We start from the raw sequence: 15,371 nt of genomic DNA on the forward strand, positions 1-15,371 counted from the left end.
CCGGCGGACCTCCCAGACGCGGCGGACCAGCGCCGGGTCGCCGGGAGAGCAGGCCGCCGCGGTAGCCCGCCGCGCTGGACTGCTTGGACAAGGAGTGGACGGCGAGCAGGCCGCGGTGGTCCTCCCCCGCGACGGCGGGGTGCAGCAGCGAGCGCGGCTCGACGTCCCAGCCGAGGGTCACGTAGCACTCGTCCGAGGCGATCGGCACGCCGTGCGTCCGGCCCCAGTCGATCCAGGCGCGCAGCTCGTCGTCGTCCAGCACGCGGCCGTGCGGGTTGCCGGGGGAGTTCAGCCAGACCAGCACGACGCCGTCGGCGTCCGCGGGCGGGGTGTCGGCGCGCCGGACGTCGAGCCCGGCGACCACCGCGCCCACCTCGTAGGTCGGGTAGGCGACCGAGGGGATCAGCACCGTGCCGCGGCCGGAGAGGCCCAGCAGCGTCGGCAGCAGCGCGACGAGCTCCTTGGAGCCGACCGTCGGGATGACCGACGGGTCGGCACCCAGCGGGTCCGCGACCGTGACGCCGAGCCGGCGGCTCAGCCAGCCGGCCGCCGCGGTGCGCAGCGCGGCGGTGCCCAGCGCGGCCGGGTAGCCCGGGGCGTTCCCGGCCGCGGCCAGCGCCTGGCCGAGCAGCGCCGGGGTCGCGTCGACCGGCGTGCCGATCGAGAGGTCGACGACGCCGCCCGGGTGCTGCGCGGCCCGCGCACGGGCCGGCTCCAGCGCGTCCCACGGGAAGTCCGGGAGGACGCGCGGACCCCCGGGGGCGGTCAGTGCCCTTCGCCCTGGGGCGGGAGCGCCGCGACCAGCGGGTGGTCCTTGTGGATCTTCCCGGTCTTGGCGGCGCCGCCGGGGCTGCCCAGGTCGGAGAAGAACTCCACGTTGGCGTTGTAGAAGTCCTTCCACTTGTCCGGGACGTCGTCCTCGTAGTAGATGGCCTCGACCGGGCAGACCGGCTCGCACGCACCGCAGTCGACGCACTCGTCGGGGTGGATGTAGAGCATCCGTTCGCCCTCGTAGATGCAGTCCACCGGGCACTCGTCGATGCACGCCTTGTCGAGGACGTCGACGCAGGCCTGTGTGATGACGTAGGTCACGGTGGTTCCTCCCGGGGGCGGTGCGGGCTACGACCGCTGGACGGTCGATCGGCAGAATTAGTATCACCCTCTCGCACCCGGTTGGCCGGGAAGGGTGCCCTTGCCTGCGTGGTCACCCCGCAGAGGGAGTTCCCGGGCGCCGTCGCAGGATGTCGCGCGTGGTCGACGTGGCCGCTCTGGCCACCGCCGGGCGGGAGCGGGGCGCGCACTCCTGCCTGCTCCAGGTCGGCGACGGCAACGAGCCCGCGCTGGGGCTCTACGCGCGGCTGGGCGTCACGGAGCACCACCGGTACCACCACCGGTCGGCGCCACCGGCCTGACGCCCGCGGCCAGCACCCGCCCGGCGGCGAACGCGGCCGCGACGACGCCGAGCAGCAGGAACGCCATGCCGACCCACCCGGTGACCCCGCTGCCGATCAGCACCAGATCGCCCTCGGGCCGCCGGATCGTCGCGGCCAGCGCCACGACCAGCCAGACCAGCGCCGGCACGACCGCAACCAGCCGGGAGCCCGACAGCCGGTGGAACAGCTGCACCAGCAGCAGGTTCCCGACCACCGCGGCGAGCACCGAGACCGGCACCGGCACGGCGCCGGCCCGCAGCGGCAGCCAGAACACCTCGACCAGCGCCAGCCAGCCGCCGACGACGACGGCGAGCACCGCCCAGCCCAGCCTCGCGGCGATCCGGGCGATCACGGCTCCAGGCCGGCGAACAGGTCGTCCTCCCAGCCCTCGTCCCCGACCGCCGGGCCGCGCCGCCCGCGCACCAGCCGGTAGTGCTCGGTGGCCATGACCTCCAGGCCCAGGTTGTTCGACAGCGCGAAGAACGGCCCGTCGACGGTGATCTGGGTCGGGTGCGAGCGCATCGCGGCGTCCTTGCGGTCGGCGTGCGCGCGCGCGTCCACGGCGGTGGTGACGACGTCGTCCGGCACGACGAACGGCACGTCGTCCAGGTCGCCGAGGCCGTCGAACATCGACTTCTCGCCGAGCGCGGCCAGCGCGTCGATGCCCGCCTGCACGACCGAGCGCGGCATCGCGTTCCAGTAGACCTTCGCGATCTCCCACGCCGCCCCGAGGTCGGGCCGGAACGCGGGGTCCGCGGCGGCGTCGGCGGCGCGCATGGCGACCCGGTGCGCCTGGATGTGGTCGGGGTGGCCGTAGCCGCCGTTCTCGTCGTAGGTGACCAGCACCTGCGGGCGCACCTCGCGGATGACGGCCACGGCGTGCGCCGCCGCCTCGTCCAGGTCCGCGTTCCAGAAGGCGCGCGGGTGCCCGTTGGCCGGCGTCCCCATCATCCCGGAGTCCCGGTAGCGGCCCGGCCCCCCGAGGAACCGGGAGTCGGTGACGCCGAGGGCGGCCATCGCATCCCGCAGCTCGCCGATCCGGTAGCCGCCGAGCTGGTCGGCCTGGTCGGCGGCCAGCTGGGCGAGCTCCGGCACGAGGATCTCGCCCTCCTCCCCCAGCGTGCAGGTGAGCAGCGTGACCCCGGCGCCCTCGGCGACGTAGCGCGCCATGGTGGCGCCGTTGCCGATCGTCTCGTCGTCGGGGTGGGCGTGGACGAGCAGCATGCGTCGGGAGGGCGTCACGGCGCGATCCTGCCGGATCGGCCTCACTCCGCGTCGACGGGGACCACCGCTCGCGCCTCGGCGAAGTGGCACGCCGCCGGGTGGCCCTGGCCGCGGTCCACCAGCGCCGGCGCCTCGGTGGCGCAGATGTCCTGCGCCTTCCAGCAGCGCGTCCGGAACCGGCAGCCCGAGGGCGGGTCGGCCGGGCTGGGCACGTCGCCCTGCAGCAGGATGCGGTCCTTCTGGCCCCGCAGGTGCGGCTCGTGCAGCGGCACCGAGGACAGCAGCGCCTGCGTGTAGGGGTGCGACGGCGTCGTGTAGACCTGCTCGTCGGTGCCCTCCTCGACGATCGAGCCGAGGTACATGACCGACACCCGGTCGGAGATGTGCCGGACGACCGAGAGGTCGTGCGCGATGAACAGGTAGGACAGGCCGAAGTCGTCCTGCAGGTCCTCGAGCAGGTTGACCACCTGCGCCTGCACCGAGACGTCGAGGGCGGAGACCGGCTCGTCGCAGACGATGATCTCCGGCCGCAGCGCCAGCGCCCGGGCGATGCCGATGCGCTGCCGCTGGCCGCCGGAGAACTGGTGGGGGTAGCGGTTGACGTAGTCGGGGTTGAGCCCGACGCGGTCCAGCAGGTCCTGGGTGCGCTTGAGCCGGTCCTTGCGCGGCGCGATGTCGGAGTGCACCGACCAGCCCTCGGCGACGATGTCGCCGACGGTCATCCGCGGGTTCAGCGAGGAGTACGGGTCCTGGAAGATGATCTGGACCTCGCGGCGGTACTCCTTGAGCGCGCGCCCGGTCATCGTGGCGACGTCCCGGCCCTTGTAGACGATCGAGCCGCCGGTCGGCTTCTCCAGCGCGACCAGCAGCTTGGACACCGTCGACTTCCCGCAGCCGGACTCACCGACGAGGCCCACGGTCTCGCCGCGGCGCAGCGTCATGTTCACGCCGTCGACGGCGCGGACGTGGCCGATCGTGCGCTTGAACAGCACGCCCTGGGTGAGCGGGAAGTGCTTCTGCAGCCCCTTGATCTCCAGCAGCGTCTCGCCCAGGGGGCCCCGGGCGGTGGCGCCGGTGGTGGCGGACACGGCGGTGGCGGAGACGGCGGTGGCGCCGGTCGGCTCAGACACCGAGGACCTCCTCGCTGTAGTGGCACGCTGCCTCGCGGCCGGGGACGACCAGGCGCAGCGGCGGGACGTCGGTGGCGCAGTCGCGGCCGGGCGCGGCGTCCGCACCCAGGCGGCGGCGGGCGCACCGCGGGTGGAACGGGCAGCCGCTGGGGATGGCGGCGAGGTTCGGCGGCTGGCCCACGATGGGCTGCAGCCGGCCGCCCTTGGCCTCGACCTGCGGCACCGAGTTCATCAGGCCCTCGGTGTAGGGGTGCCCGGCGTCGGTGAAGACGTCGTCGACGGTGCCCCGCTCCACGATCCGGCCGGCGTACATGACCGCCACCCGGTCGGCGACCTCGTTGACGACGCCGAGGTCGTGGGTGATGAGGATCAGGCCCATGCCGGTCTCCCGCTGCAGGTCCTTGAGCAGGTCCATGACCTGCGCCTGCACGGTGACGTCGAGCGCGGTGGTCGGCTCGTCGGCGATGAGGATCCGCGGGTCCAGCGCGATGGCCATGGCGATCATGACGCGCTGGCGCATGCCGCCGGAGAACTGGTGCGGGTAGTCGTCGACCCGCTTGGCCGCGGCCGGGATGCGCACCCGGTCCATGAGCTCGATCGCCTTGGCCTTGGCCTCCTTGCGGGAGGCGCCCTGGTGCACCCGGAACATCTCGCCGATCTGCCACCCCACGCTGTAGACGGGGTTCAGCGACGACAGCGCGTCCTGGAAGATCATCGAGATGCCGGGGCCGCGGACCTGGCGCTGGTCCTCGTCGGACATCCGCAGCAGGTCCTCGCCCTGGAAGCGGATCGCGCCGCGGACCACCGCCGGCGGGGTGTCGAGGATGCCCATGATCGCCTGGGCGGAGACGGACTTGCCCGAGCCGGACTCGCCGAGGATCGCCAGGGTCTCCCGCTCGGCGAGGGTGTAGCTCACGCCGTTGACGGCGTTGACGACGCCGGAGCGCTGCTGGAACTCGACGTGCAGGTCGTCGACCTCGAGCAGCGTCGCGCCGGCGGTCGCGGGGTGCGGGGTGGGGTCGAGCTGGGACTGGGTCATGCACGCTGCCTCGGGTCGAGGGCGTCGCGCAGGGCGTCGCCCATCAGGATGAACGCCATCACGGTCAGGCTCAGCACGATGCTCGGGAACAGCACCAGGTGCGGGGCGGTGCGGATGAGGTCCTGACCGGCCTCGATCTGCAGGCCCCACGAGATGGCCGGCCGCTGGAGGCCGACGCCGAGGTAGGTCAGCGTCGCCTCGGCCGCGATGAGCACGCCGATGGTGATGGTCGTGTAGACCAGCACCGGCGCGACGGCGTTGGGGAGGATGTGCCGGACCAGGATCCGGCTGTTGGACGCGCCCATGGCGCGGGCGGCGGCGACGTAGTCCGAGCTCTTCACCGCGATGACCTGCGAGCGGACCAGCCGCATCGCCGTCATCCAGCCGAACAGCGCCAGCGCCAGCGCGACCGCGCCCGGGCCGCGGCTGTTGAGGATCGGGATGTCGGTCTGCGGGCCGACGCGCAGCAGCACCAGCGCGCCGAGGATCAGCGGCAGCGCGTAGAAGATGTCCGCGATGCGGGACAGCACGCCGTCGGTGACCCCGCCGAAGTAGCCGGCGATGGCGCCGACGACGACGCCGAGCAGCAGCACGACGACGACGGCGAAGACGCCGATGATCAGCGAGTTGCGCGCCCCGTAGACCACGTTGGCCAGGTAGTCGCAGCCCTGCTGGTCGAAGCCGAACCAGTGCTGGGACGACGGCAGCAGCTTGGAGTTGGCCAGGTCGCACGCGCGCGGGTCGGCGCCGCGGGCGAACAGCTGCGGGAAGGCCGCCATCACCACGAGCAGCACGGTGAGCAGCGAGCCGATCCAGAACAGCGGGTTGCGCTTGAGCGACGCCCACGCGTCGGACCACAGGCTGTTCTGGCGGGCGCTGAGCGGGTCCACCGACGGGCTGGCCAGCCCGGTCGTCGTCCCCGCCTCGATCTCGTCCTTGCGCAGGTCCACCTGCTGCTGGTCAGTCATAGCGGATCCTCGGGTCCAGGACGGCGTAGAGCACGTCGACGACCAGGTTGAAGAAGATGAAGAAGAAGACCATCAGCGTCACGATGCCGACGACGACGGCGCCTTCCTGCGCCTGGATCGAGTCGAACACCTCGCGGCCGATGCCGGGCAGGTTGAAGACGGTCTCGGTGACGATCGCGCCGCCCAGCAGCGCACCGATGTCGGCGCCGATGAACGTGACCACCGGGATCAGGCTGTTGCGCAGCGTGTGCCGCACGATGATGCGGCTGCGCGGCAGGCCCTTGGCCTTCGCCGTCCGCACGTAGTCCGCGCGCATGTTCTCGGCGATGCTCGTGCGGGTCAGCCGGGCCACGTAGGCCAGGGAGCCCGAGGCGAGCACCAGCCCCGGCAGCACGTAGCTGTACCAGCCCTCGCGGGTGCCGGCGATGGGGAACCAGCCGAGCTTCAGCCCGAAGGTGAGCTGGGCGAGGAACGCCAGCACCAGGATCGGGATCGACACGATGACGGTCGTCGAGACCAGCACCAGGTTGTCGAAGTAGCTGTTGCGGCGGATGCCGGCCAGCACGCCGGCGGTCAGGCCGATGATGATCTCGAAGATCACCGCGACGATGGTCAGCCGGATCGTGACCGGGAGCGTGCGCTCGATGGTGTCCAGCACCGGTCGGCCGCGGAAGTCCGTGCCCAGATCGCCCTGGACGAGGCCCTTCAGGTACTCCCAGTACTGGACCCAGAGCGGGTCGTCGAGGTGGAACCGCTCGGTGAGCACCTGGACGAAGGCCGGCGACACCGGCCGGTCGCCGGCCAGCGCGCGGATGGGGTCGCCCGGCAGGGCGTAGACCATCGAGAAGATGAGGACGGAGGCGCCCAGCAGGACCGGGATGGTGAGCAGCAGGCGGCGCGCTACGTAGCGGCCCATGTTCCCCCTCGGGTGCGGGCCCGCGCGGATGCGGCGGGCCGGTGTCCATCGTGCGCTTCCTGGCGCACGCGCGCCGCCGGGGGCGACCGTCCGTGGTGGACGGGCGCCCCCGGCGGGTGGTGCGGGTCCCTGCTAGCGAGCGGTCAGTTGACCGTGACCTCGGACCAGACGGGACGCTGGAACAGGTCGATCCGGACGTTGTCCACGTTGTCGGTGTGGACGGTCTGGATCTGGGTGAAGAACATCGGCGCGTAGGGCATGTCCGCGGCGATGAGGTCCTCGGCCTGCTGGTAGAACTCGATCGCCTCTTCCTCGCTGGTGGCCTGGTCACCCTGGGTGATCAGCGCGGAGACCTGGTCGTTCGTGTAGAAGCTGTAGTTCGAGCCGGTGGGCGGCAGCGAAGCCTCGGTGAACATCGGGGTCAGGTAGCTCTCCGCGGCCGGGTAGTCGAAGCTCCAGCCCATGCGGAACGGGCCGGTGAAGCCCTTCGACTCACCGAGCGGCAGGTACTGCGCGAAGTCGAGGTTGCCCTCGAGGCTGAACTCGACACCCAGGTTGGTGCGCAGCTGGTTGCCCACGGCCTCCATCCACGCGTCGTGGCCGCCGCCGGCGTTGAACCACAGCTGCACCGGCTGCGTCCGGTCGAACCCGGCCTCGTCGAGCAGCTGGTTGGCGGCGTCGACGTCGAAGGTGCAGAACTCGCAGGAGCCCTCGCGGTAGCCGTCGACGACCGGCGCGATGAACGAGTCGGCGGGGGTGCGGGTGCCGGAGAAGATCGCCTCGGAGATGGCCTCCCGGTCGATCGCCATGGAGATCGCCTGGCGGACCCGCGGGTCGGCGTAGCGGGCGTCGTAGGTCGGGAAGCCCATGTAGGTGATCTGGGAGACCTCGGTGTTGATGAAGTTGTCGCCGAACTCGCTCTCGGCGGACTCGATCACGTCCGGCGGGATGACGTCGACGATGTCGACGTTGCCGTCCTGGGCGTCGGTGTAGGCGGTGGCCTGGTCGGCGTAGACGACGAACTCCATGCCGGCGGCCTGGGCCTTGTCCTCACCGGCGTAGTCCTCGTACCGGGTCAGCGTGATGCCCTGGCCGGGCACGAACTCGCTGTCGGCCTGGAACGGGCCGTTGCCGATCGGGTTGGTGCCGAACTCCTCGGGGTCCTCGAAGAAGGCGTCCGGGAGCGGGTTGAAGGCGTCGTAGCCGACGACCGCCGGGAAGAGCGCGAACGGGCTGGTGAGCTCGACCGTGAAGGTGAGGTCGTCCACGACCGCGAGGCCGGAGAGGGTGTCGGCCGTGCCGGCCTCGAGCTCGGCCAGGCCGGCGATGCGGCCCAGGTACGAGCCGCCGTCCTGGGCGTTCTCCGGGTTGGCGGTGTAGTTCCACGCGTCGACGAACGACGCGGCGTCGACCGGCGTTCCGTCGTGGAACGTCCAGCCGTCCTTCAGCGTGATCGTCCAGTTCTGGTTGTCCTCGGACTCGATGGACTCGGCGACGCCGGTGTACTCGACCTCGCCCTCCTCCGAGTAGCCCACCAGGCCGGTCCAGAGGGCGGCGATGACCTTCGCGCCCTCGCTCTCGGTGGTGTTGCCGGGGACGAGCGGGCTCTTGGGCTCGCCGATGTAGGCGGTGAACGTGCCGCCCTCACCGCCGCCGGAGCCGGAACCGCTGTCGTCGCTGTCGCCGCCACAGGCGGAGAGCAGCATCGCGCCGGCCAGGGCCGTCGCGACGAGCGCACTGCGGCGCTGGGTGAACTTCACGTGGATGGCCTCTCTCGTTCCGCGGGTGCGGAGTCTCGGACTGCGACCGGCTCACCCCGGGACGGGCCCGGGTGCCGGCGATCGTGGTCGGACACGCACGCGTACGGGTGGGCCCACGCCGCGTGCACGGTGAGCAACGCTAGGCATTGCCCACGAGGCTTTGCCAGCCACGTTGTCCATTTGTGACCTGCTCACACGGTCTCACAACGACCCCCGCAAGCCCTCCAGGGGTTCTGGCCTGCGACGGGACCGCTTGCGGTGCCGGGCGGCCTCACCCGGACGGGTTGCGGCGCCCGGCGCGGGGTGGGGAACGGGGGGTCGAGGTGTCGGGCAGCGCCCCACCGGGTAGTGCCCGACCGGACCCCGCGGGGCCCGGACCTACGACGAGAGGACGACGCATGAGCGGCGAGGACAAGGCCAACAACAAGCTCGAGGAGCTGGGCGGCAAGGCCAAGGAAGCGCTGGGCAACGCGACGAACGATCGCGATCTCCAGGCTGCCGGCCAGAAGGACCAGACGAAGAGCAACCTCAAGCAGGCCGGCGAGAAGGTCAAGGACGCCTTCAAGTAGGCCCGCACCACTGCGCGGCGGAGGCCGCACCCCACCCAGGGGTGCGGCCTCCGCCGCGTCCGGGCCCGGGCAGCCGCCCCGCGGTGTGCGCTCGTCGGCAGTTCCGGAAGCGGGAACTGCCGATCAGCGCACGGTGTCGCTCGGGGCGAGCAGCGCGCGCACGGCGGGGAGGAGGGGGCGGTCCGCGGCGATCCAGTCCAGGCCGTCCAGCTCGTCGGCGCCGATCCAGCGCAGCGCGGCGTGCTCGTGCGCGACCGGCTCCCCCGACACGATCCGCGCCGACCACACCCGCATCGTCGAGGCGCCGCGCGGCCCGCCGGCGACGACGCCGTCCAGCGGCACCTCGCCGAGGAAGCCCTCCGGGGCGACGACGACGCCGAGCTCCTCGGCGCACTCGCGGACGAGCGCGGCCAGGTCGGACTCCCCCGGCTCCACCTTGCCGCCGGGGAACTCCCAGCAGCCGTCGTACGGGCCGCCGGAGCGCTGCGCGGCGAGCACGCGAACGCCGTCGACCAGCGCCGCGCCCACGACCTGGACGACGTCCTGCGCGCGGGCCTCCGCCGCGACGACGTAGGCGGCCAGGTGCGCGGTCATCGCACGCCGCAGCCGACGGCGGAGCAGCCGGCCGGTCAGCGGGCCGGAGCGCCGCCCCCGCAGCTCGATCCGCTCCTCGACCAGCGTGCCCTCCGCGGTCGGGGTGAACCGGCGCGAGTGGGTGACCCGGTGCCCGCCGGGCCACGAACCGGTGTGGACGTCGGAGAGCGGCCGGACCGACTCGAGCTCCTCCAGCGGCGCCGGCCAGGGCCGGCCGAGCACGCGGGCGACGTCGAACGCCACGGTCAGCGGCGCCTCCACCAACGTGGTGAATGACAGCAGCCGCACGCGGCCACTGTGGCAGACCACGGCAGGATGGGCTCCGTGCGCATCAACGCCCGGGTCGACTACGCCATCCGAGCCGTCGTCGAACTGGCCGCGGCGGCACCGAACTCGATGACCGCCGACGCCATCGCGACCGCCCAGGGCATCCCCAGCCGGTTCCTGCAGGCGATCCTCACCGACCTCCAGCGGGCCCGGGTGGTCACCAGCCAGCGCGGTCGGGACGGCGGCTACCGGCTGGCGCTCCCGGCGTCGGAAATCTCCATCGCGCGGATCATGCGGATCGAGCAGGGCTTCCTCGCCGAGGTGCACGGCCAGCGCCCCGAGGACGTCCGGTACTCCGGCGCGGCCACCGAGCTGGCGAAGGTCTGGGTCGCGGCGCGGGAGGCCTACCGCCGGGTGCTGGAGGGCGTGACCATCGCCGACGTCGTCGCCGGCACGCTGCCCCCGCACGCGGCCGAGCTCGTCGCCATCGACGAGGCCTGGCAGTCCTTCGGCGCCTCCTCCGGCGACTGACCCGCGGAGGCGGTGCGCGACACTGGCGCCCATGCCCGCAGCCCCGCGTCCCGGCGTCACCGTCTTCCTGACCGGCCTCTCCGGCGCCGGCAAGTCCACGATCGCCGACGCGCTGGTCGCCGACCTGGAGCGCGACGGCCGCCCGGTCACGGTGCTCGACGGCGACGTCGTCCGCACGCACCTGTCCAGCGAGCTGGGCTTCGCCCGCGAGCACCGCGACCTCAACATCCGCCGGATCGGCTGGGTCGCGGGCGAGGTGGTCAAGCACGGCGGCACCGTCGTCGTCGCGGCCATCGCCCCCTACGAGGAGGCCCGCGAGCAGGCCCGGGCGCTGGTCGAGGAGCACGGCCGCTTCGTGCTCGTGCACCTGTCCACGCCGCTGGAGGTCTGCGAGCAGCGGGACGTGAAGGGCCTCTACGCCAAGGCGCGCGCCGGCGAGATCCCCGAGTTCACCGGCGTCAGCGACCCCTACGAGCCGCCGGTCGCCCCCGAGCTGGTCATCGACACGTCGGTGACGCCCGTGGCCGAGTCGGTCGCCCGCATCCGCGGCGCCGTGGACGGGCCCGCCCCGCAGGTGTGAGCTGCTCCACGCCGGTGCGCGCGGTGAGCTGTGGCACCATCGACGCGTGACCGGACGCGGCGTACTCCTCGTTGCGCGCCTCCACATCGATCTCGCGCGCGTCTCCAGCGCTGCCTGTTCCGCCTCGCGCTGACCCAGGCTCTCCCCGCGCAGCACTCCCTGCGCATCGAACCGGCAGCGCCCTCCCGAACCGCGCGGTCTGCCGTGCCGGGAGCCGGCGCAGGAAGAAGTACGACACGTGACTGCTCCCACCCGCACGAGCAACCGCCCCAAGCGCGGCGAGGGCCAGTGGGCCCTCGGCTACCGGGAGCCGCTCAACCCCAACGAGCGGATGAAGAAGGACTCCGACGGCCTCGAGGTGCGCCAGCGGATCATCGACATCTACTCCAAGGGCGGCTTCGACAGCATCGACCCGGGTGACCTCCGCGGCCGGATGCGCTGGATGGGCCTCTACACCCAGCGCGCCCAGGGCATCCCCGGCGGCAAGACCGCCGTGCTGGAGCCCGAGGAGCTCGAGGACAAGTACTTCATGATGCGGGCCCGCATCGACGGCGGGCAGCTGACCAGCGACGCGCTGCGCGTCCTCGGCGGCATCAGCACCGAGTTCGGCCGCGACGTCGCCGACGTCACCGACCGGCAGAACGTGCAGTACCACTGGATCCGCATCGAGGACGTCCCCGAGATCTGGCGGCGCCTGGAGTCGGTCGGCCTGAGCACGATGGAGGCCTGCGGCGACGTCCCGCGCGTCATGCTCGGGTGCCCGCTGGCCGGCATCCTCGAGGACGAGGTCCTCGACGCCACCGACGTCATCGCCGCGACCGTCGAGAAGTACGTCGGCAGCCCCGAGTTCAGCAACCTGCCGCGCAAGTGGAAGACCTCGATGTCGGGCTGCGTCGACCACTGCACCGAGCCCGAGATCGACGACGTCTCGTTCGTCGGCGTCGTCAACGAGCAGGGCGAGGCCGGGTACGACCTGTGGGTCGGCGGCGGCCTGTCCACCAACCCGATGTTCGCCCAGCGGATCGGCGTCTTCGTCCGGCCCGACCAGGTGACCGAGGTCTGGGCCGCCTGCACGTCGGTGTTCCGCGACTACGGCTACCGCCGCCAGCGCAACCGCGCCCGCATCAAGTTCCTCATCGCCGACTGGGGCCCGGAGAAGTTCCGCCAGGTCCTGCAGGACGAGTACCTGCACGCCGCGCTGCCCGACGGCCCGGCGCCCGCCCCGGCCAAGCACGACCAGCGCGACCACGTCGGCGTCAGCCGGCAGAAGGACGGCCGCAACGCCGTCGGCTTCGCGCTGCGCACCGGCCGGATCAGCGGCTCGCTGCTCAGCACCATCGCCGACCTCGCCGACGAGTACGGCGAGGGCCGCATCCGGACGACGACGCAGCAGAAGCTGGTCATCCTCGACGTCCCGGACGACAAGGTCGAGGCCCTGGTCGACGCGCTCGCCGCGCACGACCTGCAGGTCCGCCCCAGCGCGTTCCGCCGCGGCACGATGGCCTGCACCGGCCTGGAGTACTGCAAGCTGGCGATCGTCGAGACCAAGCAGCACGCGCAGGACCTCTACGCGGAGCTGGAGAAGCGGCTGCCGGAGTTCGACGTCCCGATCGGGATCAACGTCAACGGCTGCCCGAACAGCTGCGCCCGGTTCCAGACCGCCGACATCGGCTTCAAGGGCTCGATGGTCCGCGACGACAACGGCGAGATGGTCGAGGGCTTCCAGGTGCACCTGGGCGGCCACCTCGGCGTCGAGGCGACGTTCGGCCGCAAGTTCCGCGGCCACAAGGTGACCAAGGCCGAGACCGCCGACTACTGCGAGCGCGTGCTGCGCGGCTTCGTGGAGCGGCGCACCGATGGCGAGTCCTTCGCCCGCTACGTCGCGCGGGCCGAGGAGGAGTGGCTGCTGTGACCGAGGACGCAGCCGGCGGAAGAACGCGGCAGCTGCCGGTGTTCCACTGCCCGTACTGCGGGGACGAGGAGCTGACCCCCTACGAGGGGGAGTCGGCCGACGGCTGGCGCTGCGGCGCGTGCCTGCGGGCCTTCTCGGTCCGCCTGATCGCAACGGGGGTGCAGCAGGGATGACGACCGCCATCGCAGCGACGCCGAAGCTGGCCGCCGAGGCCGACGCCCGGTTCGGGACCATCGCCGACCCGGTCGAGCAGGCGCTCGCCGCCCTCCGCTGGGCCGGTGAGACCTTCGGCGACGAGTTCGCCATCACCTCGTCCATGGCCGACGGGCTGCTCGCGCACCTGGCGAGCCGGGCGGTCCCCGGCGTCCACGTGATCTTCCTGGACACCGGGCTGCACTTCGCCGAGACGATCGGCACCCGCGACTGGATCACCGGCGTGCTGCCGGTGACGCTGGTCAACGTCACCCCGCCGCAGACCGTGGGCGAGCAGGCGCTGTCGTTCGGTCCGGAGCTGTGGGAGCGCGACCCCGACCTGTGCTGCGAGATGCGCAAGGTGAGGCCGTTGGCCGAGACGCTGTCGGGCTACGTCGCCTGGGGCTCGGGCGTGCGGCGCGACGAGTCCCCGACCCGCGCCGGCACGAAGCTGGTGGACTGGGACGCCAAGCGCGGCATGGTCAAGGTCAACCCGATCGCGGCCTGGACGCAGGCCGATGTGGACGCCTACATCGCCGAGCACCAGGTGCCGGTCAACCCCCTGTTCGAGCTGGGCTACGGCTCCATCGGGTGCGCGCCCTGCACCCGGCCGGTCGCTCCCGGCGAGGACCCCCGCTCGGGTCGCTGGGCCGGCTCGAGCAAGACCGAGTGCGGCCTGCACACCTGAGCCCGCCGGCGGGAGGATCGGCGCATGCCACGTCCACCGCGCCTCTCCCCTGACGACGTCACGACCGCGCTGACCGGGCTCCCGCTGTGGTCGGGGTCCGCCGACGGCCTGCGCCGGACGGTGGAGCTGCCGAGCTTCCGGGACGCCGTCGCCGCCATCGTCTCGATCGCCGACGTCGCCGAGGAGCTGGACCACCACCCCGACGTCGACCTGCGCTGGCGCACCCTGCACCTGGCGCTGGTCAGCCACTCCGAGGGCGGCGTCACCGAGCTCGACCTGGAGCTCGCCCGCCGCATCGACGGTCTGCTCCCCGCCTGAACCCGGCTGCTCAGCCCTGGACGGGGAGGACGAGCAGGCGGAAGAGGCGGTCGGCCTCGGCGTCGGGGTCGGCGGTCAGGCCGGTGTGCACCGGACCGGGCTGGATGACCGTGCTCCGCGGGGCGGTCAGCCAGCGGAACCGGGAGCCCAGCGCCTCGCGCCCGGCCGCCCCCGCGCCCGGGTCGGCGGCGCACACGTCCGCCGCCGCCTGGAGCGCCCGGCCGATGCCCGCGGCGTCGGCCGTCGGGTCGAGCGCGCGCAGCCGGTCGGGGTCCAGGTGCACGCGCGAGCCGAGGTAGTCCCGCTGGCGGCAGTAGACGAGGACGCCGGCGTTGAGGAACTCCCCGCGCTCGACGCGCGGCACGACCCGGAGGACGGCGTACTCGAACGTGTCCCGGCTCATCGCTGGGTGATCCCCTCGGGCGGCGGCGGCCCCAGCCACGACGGCCGGTTCTCCCCCCGCGGCGCGCGGCGGCGGCCCGCTCCCCCGGCCTCCGCGGCGGCGACCAGCCCGGGCAGCCAGGCGTCCCGGGCGGCGGCCCGCGCGAGGAGCTGCCCGACGTAGCGCTGCCGCAGCTCGTCGGCCGGCTCGCCCTCGAGCCACTCGTCGGGCACCAGCGCGAGGACGCCGTCCAGCAGCTCGCGGGTGACCAGGGGCGCCAGCGCGGCGTCGGCGGCGGGCACGTCGGGTGCGCACTCGACCAGCGCGTGCGTCGAGGCGTCGTAGGGGCGGCGGACCGCGGCCTCGGCGCCGGGCCAGTGGTGGTGGAAGGTCAGCGCGGCGCCGTGGTCGATCAGCTGCAGCCGGTCGTGCCAGAACAGCATGTTCGGGTTCCGCCAGGAGCGGTCGACGTTGCCGACGAGCGCGTCGAACCACAGCACCCGGCCGGCGAGCCCGCCGTCCACGCCGTCGGCGCCGGCCTCGAAGTCCAGCGCCCCGGGCAGGTAGTCCAGCCCCAGGTTGCGGCCGGCCGACCGCTGCAGCAGCTCCTGCACCTCGGGGTCCGGCTCGCCGACGGCGAGCTCCGGGGCGACGTCGACGGTCACGATCGTCGGCACCGGCAGGCCCAGCGCCCGCGCCAGCTCGCCGCAGACCACCTCGGCGACCAGCACGTTCACGCCCTGACCGGCGGCCCGCCACTTCACCACGTAGGTGCCGAGGTCGTCGGCCTCCATGAGCCCCGGCAGCGAGCCACCCTCGCGCAGCGGGGTGACGTAGCGGGTGGCGGTGACGGACGCGAGCACAGTGC

The 15,371-nt window shown here is 72.8% G+C and carries 20 protein-coding genes and 1 pseudogene; 9 read left to right on the forward strand and 12 right to left on the reverse strand.

What is annotated here, in order from left to right:
• Positions 1-106: 106 nt before the first annotated feature.
• Both JKP76_RS22850 and fdxA read right to left on the reverse strand, forming a co-directional pair.
• A pseudogene (locus JKP76_RS22850) lies at positions 107-769 on the reverse strand (aminotransferase class I/II-fold pyridoxal phosphate-dependent enzyme); the annotation flags it as partial.
• The gene (gene fdxA / locus JKP76_RS00925) at positions 766-1,092 is read right to left on the reverse strand and encodes a ferredoxin (protein ID WP_200489185.1); all 327 of its coding nucleotides are present in this window, start codon (positions 1,090-1,092) and stop codon (positions 766-768) included. The gene fdxA and the pseudogene JKP76_RS22850, both read right to left, overlap by 4 nt.
• A gap of 158 nt (positions 1,093-1,250) precedes the next feature.
• On the opposite strand from fdxA, the gene JKP76_RS00930 reads away from it, so the two are divergent.
• On the forward strand, positions 1,251-1,412 hold the full coding sequence (locus tag JKP76_RS00930; protein WP_200489186.1) for a GNAT family N-acetyltransferase: 162 nt from the start codon (positions 1,251-1,253) through the stop codon (positions 1,410-1,412).
• On the opposite strand, the gene JKP76_RS00935 is transcribed toward JKP76_RS00930, so the two are convergent.
• From JKP76_RS00935 to JKP76_RS00965, 7 genes are all read right to left on the reverse strand, one after another.
• Entirely contained in the window at positions 1,366-1,785 is a 420-nt protein-coding gene (locus tag JKP76_RS00935) for a hypothetical protein (protein ID WP_309229478.1), read from the reverse strand. The genes JKP76_RS00930 and JKP76_RS00935 overlap by 47 nt on opposite strands.
• A complete protein-coding gene (gene mshB, locus JKP76_RS00940) occupies positions 1,782-2,675 on the reverse strand; it encodes an N-acetyl-1-D-myo-inositol-2-amino-2-deoxy-alpha-D-glucopyranoside deacetylase (protein WP_200489187.1) in 894 nt (297 codons plus the stop codon). Before mshB ends, JKP76_RS00935 begins: the two co-directional genes overlap by 4 nt.
• Before the next feature lie 23 nt (positions 2,676-2,698).
• Positions 2,699-3,709, reverse strand: coding sequence for a dipeptide ABC transporter ATP-binding protein (locus tag JKP76_RS00945; RefSeq protein ID WP_200491208.1), 1,011 nt, complete (start codon positions 3,707-3,709; stop codon positions 2,699-2,701).
• 70 nt (positions 3,710-3,779) lie between these two features.
• Positions 3,780-4,826 (reverse strand): ABC transporter ATP-binding protein, encoded by a 1,047-nt coding sequence (locus JKP76_RS00950; RefSeq protein ID WP_200489188.1) that lies wholly within the window; start codon positions 4,824-4,826, stop codon positions 3,780-3,782.
• Positions 4,823-5,794, reverse strand: coding sequence for an ABC transporter permease (locus tag JKP76_RS00955; protein WP_200489189.1), 972 nt, complete (start codon positions 5,792-5,794; stop codon positions 4,823-4,825). Before JKP76_RS00955 ends, JKP76_RS00950 begins: the two co-directional genes overlap by 4 nt.
• Positions 5,787-6,710, reverse strand: coding sequence for an ABC transporter permease (locus JKP76_RS00960; RefSeq protein WP_200489190.1), 924 nt, complete (start codon positions 6,708-6,710; stop codon positions 5,787-5,789). The genes JKP76_RS00955 and JKP76_RS00960 overlap by 8 nt, the downstream gene beginning before the upstream one ends.
• Positions 6,711-6,853: 143 nt before the next feature.
• Complete coding sequence (locus JKP76_RS00965) at positions 6,854-8,470, reverse strand: ABC transporter substrate-binding protein (RefSeq protein ID WP_200489191.1); 1,617 nt, start codon at positions 8,468-8,470, stop codon at positions 6,854-6,856.
• Between the two features lie 398 nt (positions 8,471-8,868).
• Here JKP76_RS00965 and JKP76_RS00970 point away from each other — a divergent pair, with 398 nt between their 5' ends.
• Entirely contained in the window at positions 8,869-9,039 is a 171-nt protein-coding gene (locus JKP76_RS00970) for a CsbD family protein (protein ID WP_200489192.1), read from the forward strand.
• A gap of 123 nt (positions 9,040-9,162) precedes the next feature.
• Here the strand turns inward: JKP76_RS00970 and JKP76_RS00975 are convergent, their stop codons facing one another.
• A complete protein-coding gene (locus JKP76_RS00975; protein ID WP_200489193.1) occupies positions 9,163-9,921 on the reverse strand; it encodes a (deoxy)nucleoside triphosphate pyrophosphohydrolase in 759 nt (252 codons plus the stop codon).
• Positions 9,922-9,948: 27 nt separating this feature from the next.
• Here JKP76_RS00975 and JKP76_RS00980 point away from each other — a divergent pair, with 27 nt between their 5' ends.
• From JKP76_RS00980 to JKP76_RS01005, 7 genes are all read left to right on the forward strand, one after another.
• Positions 9,949-10,431, forward strand: a complete 483-nt coding sequence (locus tag JKP76_RS00980) for an Rrf2 family transcriptional regulator (protein ID WP_207146575.1) — start codon at positions 9,949-9,951, stop codon at positions 10,429-10,431.
• A gap of 31 nt (positions 10,432-10,462) precedes the next feature.
• Positions 10,463-11,011 (forward strand): adenylyl-sulfate kinase, encoded by a 549-nt coding sequence (gene cysC / locus JKP76_RS00985; RefSeq protein ID WP_200489195.1) that lies wholly within the window; start codon positions 10,463-10,465, stop codon positions 11,009-11,011.
• A 46-nt stretch (positions 11,012-11,057) separates the two neighbouring features.
• The gene (locus tag JKP76_RS23725) at positions 11,058-11,144 is read left to right on the forward strand and encodes a putative leader peptide (protein WP_375335634.1); all 87 of its coding nucleotides are present in this window, start codon (positions 11,058-11,060) and stop codon (positions 11,142-11,144) included.
• Between the two features lie 105 nt (positions 11,145-11,249).
• Entirely contained in the window at positions 11,250-12,923 is a 1,674-nt protein-coding gene (locus JKP76_RS00990; RefSeq protein ID WP_200489196.1) for a nitrite/sulfite reductase, read from the forward strand.
• Positions 12,920-13,096: a hypothetical protein gene (locus JKP76_RS00995; protein ID WP_200491430.1), complete on the forward strand. Its 177-nt coding sequence runs from the start codon at positions 12,920-12,922 to the stop codon at positions 13,094-13,096. Before JKP76_RS00990 ends, JKP76_RS00995 begins: the two co-directional genes overlap by 4 nt.
• Positions 13,093-13,803, forward strand: coding sequence for a phosphoadenylyl-sulfate reductase (locus JKP76_RS01000; protein ID WP_200489197.1), 711 nt, complete (start codon positions 13,093-13,095; stop codon positions 13,801-13,803). Before JKP76_RS00995 ends, JKP76_RS01000 begins: the two co-directional genes overlap by 4 nt.
• 24 nt (positions 13,804-13,827) lie before the next feature.
• Entirely contained in the window at positions 13,828-14,121 is a 294-nt protein-coding gene (locus tag JKP76_RS01005) for a 4a-hydroxytetrahydrobiopterin dehydratase (protein WP_200489198.1), read from the forward strand.
• A gap of 10 nt (positions 14,122-14,131) precedes the next feature.
• Here the strand turns inward: JKP76_RS01005 and JKP76_RS01010 are convergent, their stop codons facing one another.
• Together JKP76_RS01010 and JKP76_RS01015 are read right to left on the reverse strand one after the other, a co-directional pair.
• A complete protein-coding gene (locus tag JKP76_RS01010) occupies positions 14,132-14,524 on the reverse strand; it encodes a DUF3037 domain-containing protein (RefSeq protein WP_200489199.1) in 393 nt (130 codons plus the stop codon).
• Positions 14,521-15,366 (reverse strand): HipA family kinase, encoded by an 846-nt coding sequence (locus tag JKP76_RS01015; protein ID WP_200489200.1) that lies wholly within the window; start codon positions 15,364-15,366, stop codon positions 14,521-14,523. The genes JKP76_RS01010 and JKP76_RS01015 overlap by 4 nt, the downstream gene beginning before the upstream one ends.
• Between the last annotated feature and the right edge of the window lie 5 nt (positions 15,367-15,371).

It is taken from the genome of Blastococcus sp. TML/C7B (assembly GCF_016612845.1).
Classification (GTDB): domain Bacteria; phylum Actinomycetota; class Actinomycetes; order Mycobacteriales; family Geodermatophilaceae; genus Blastococcus.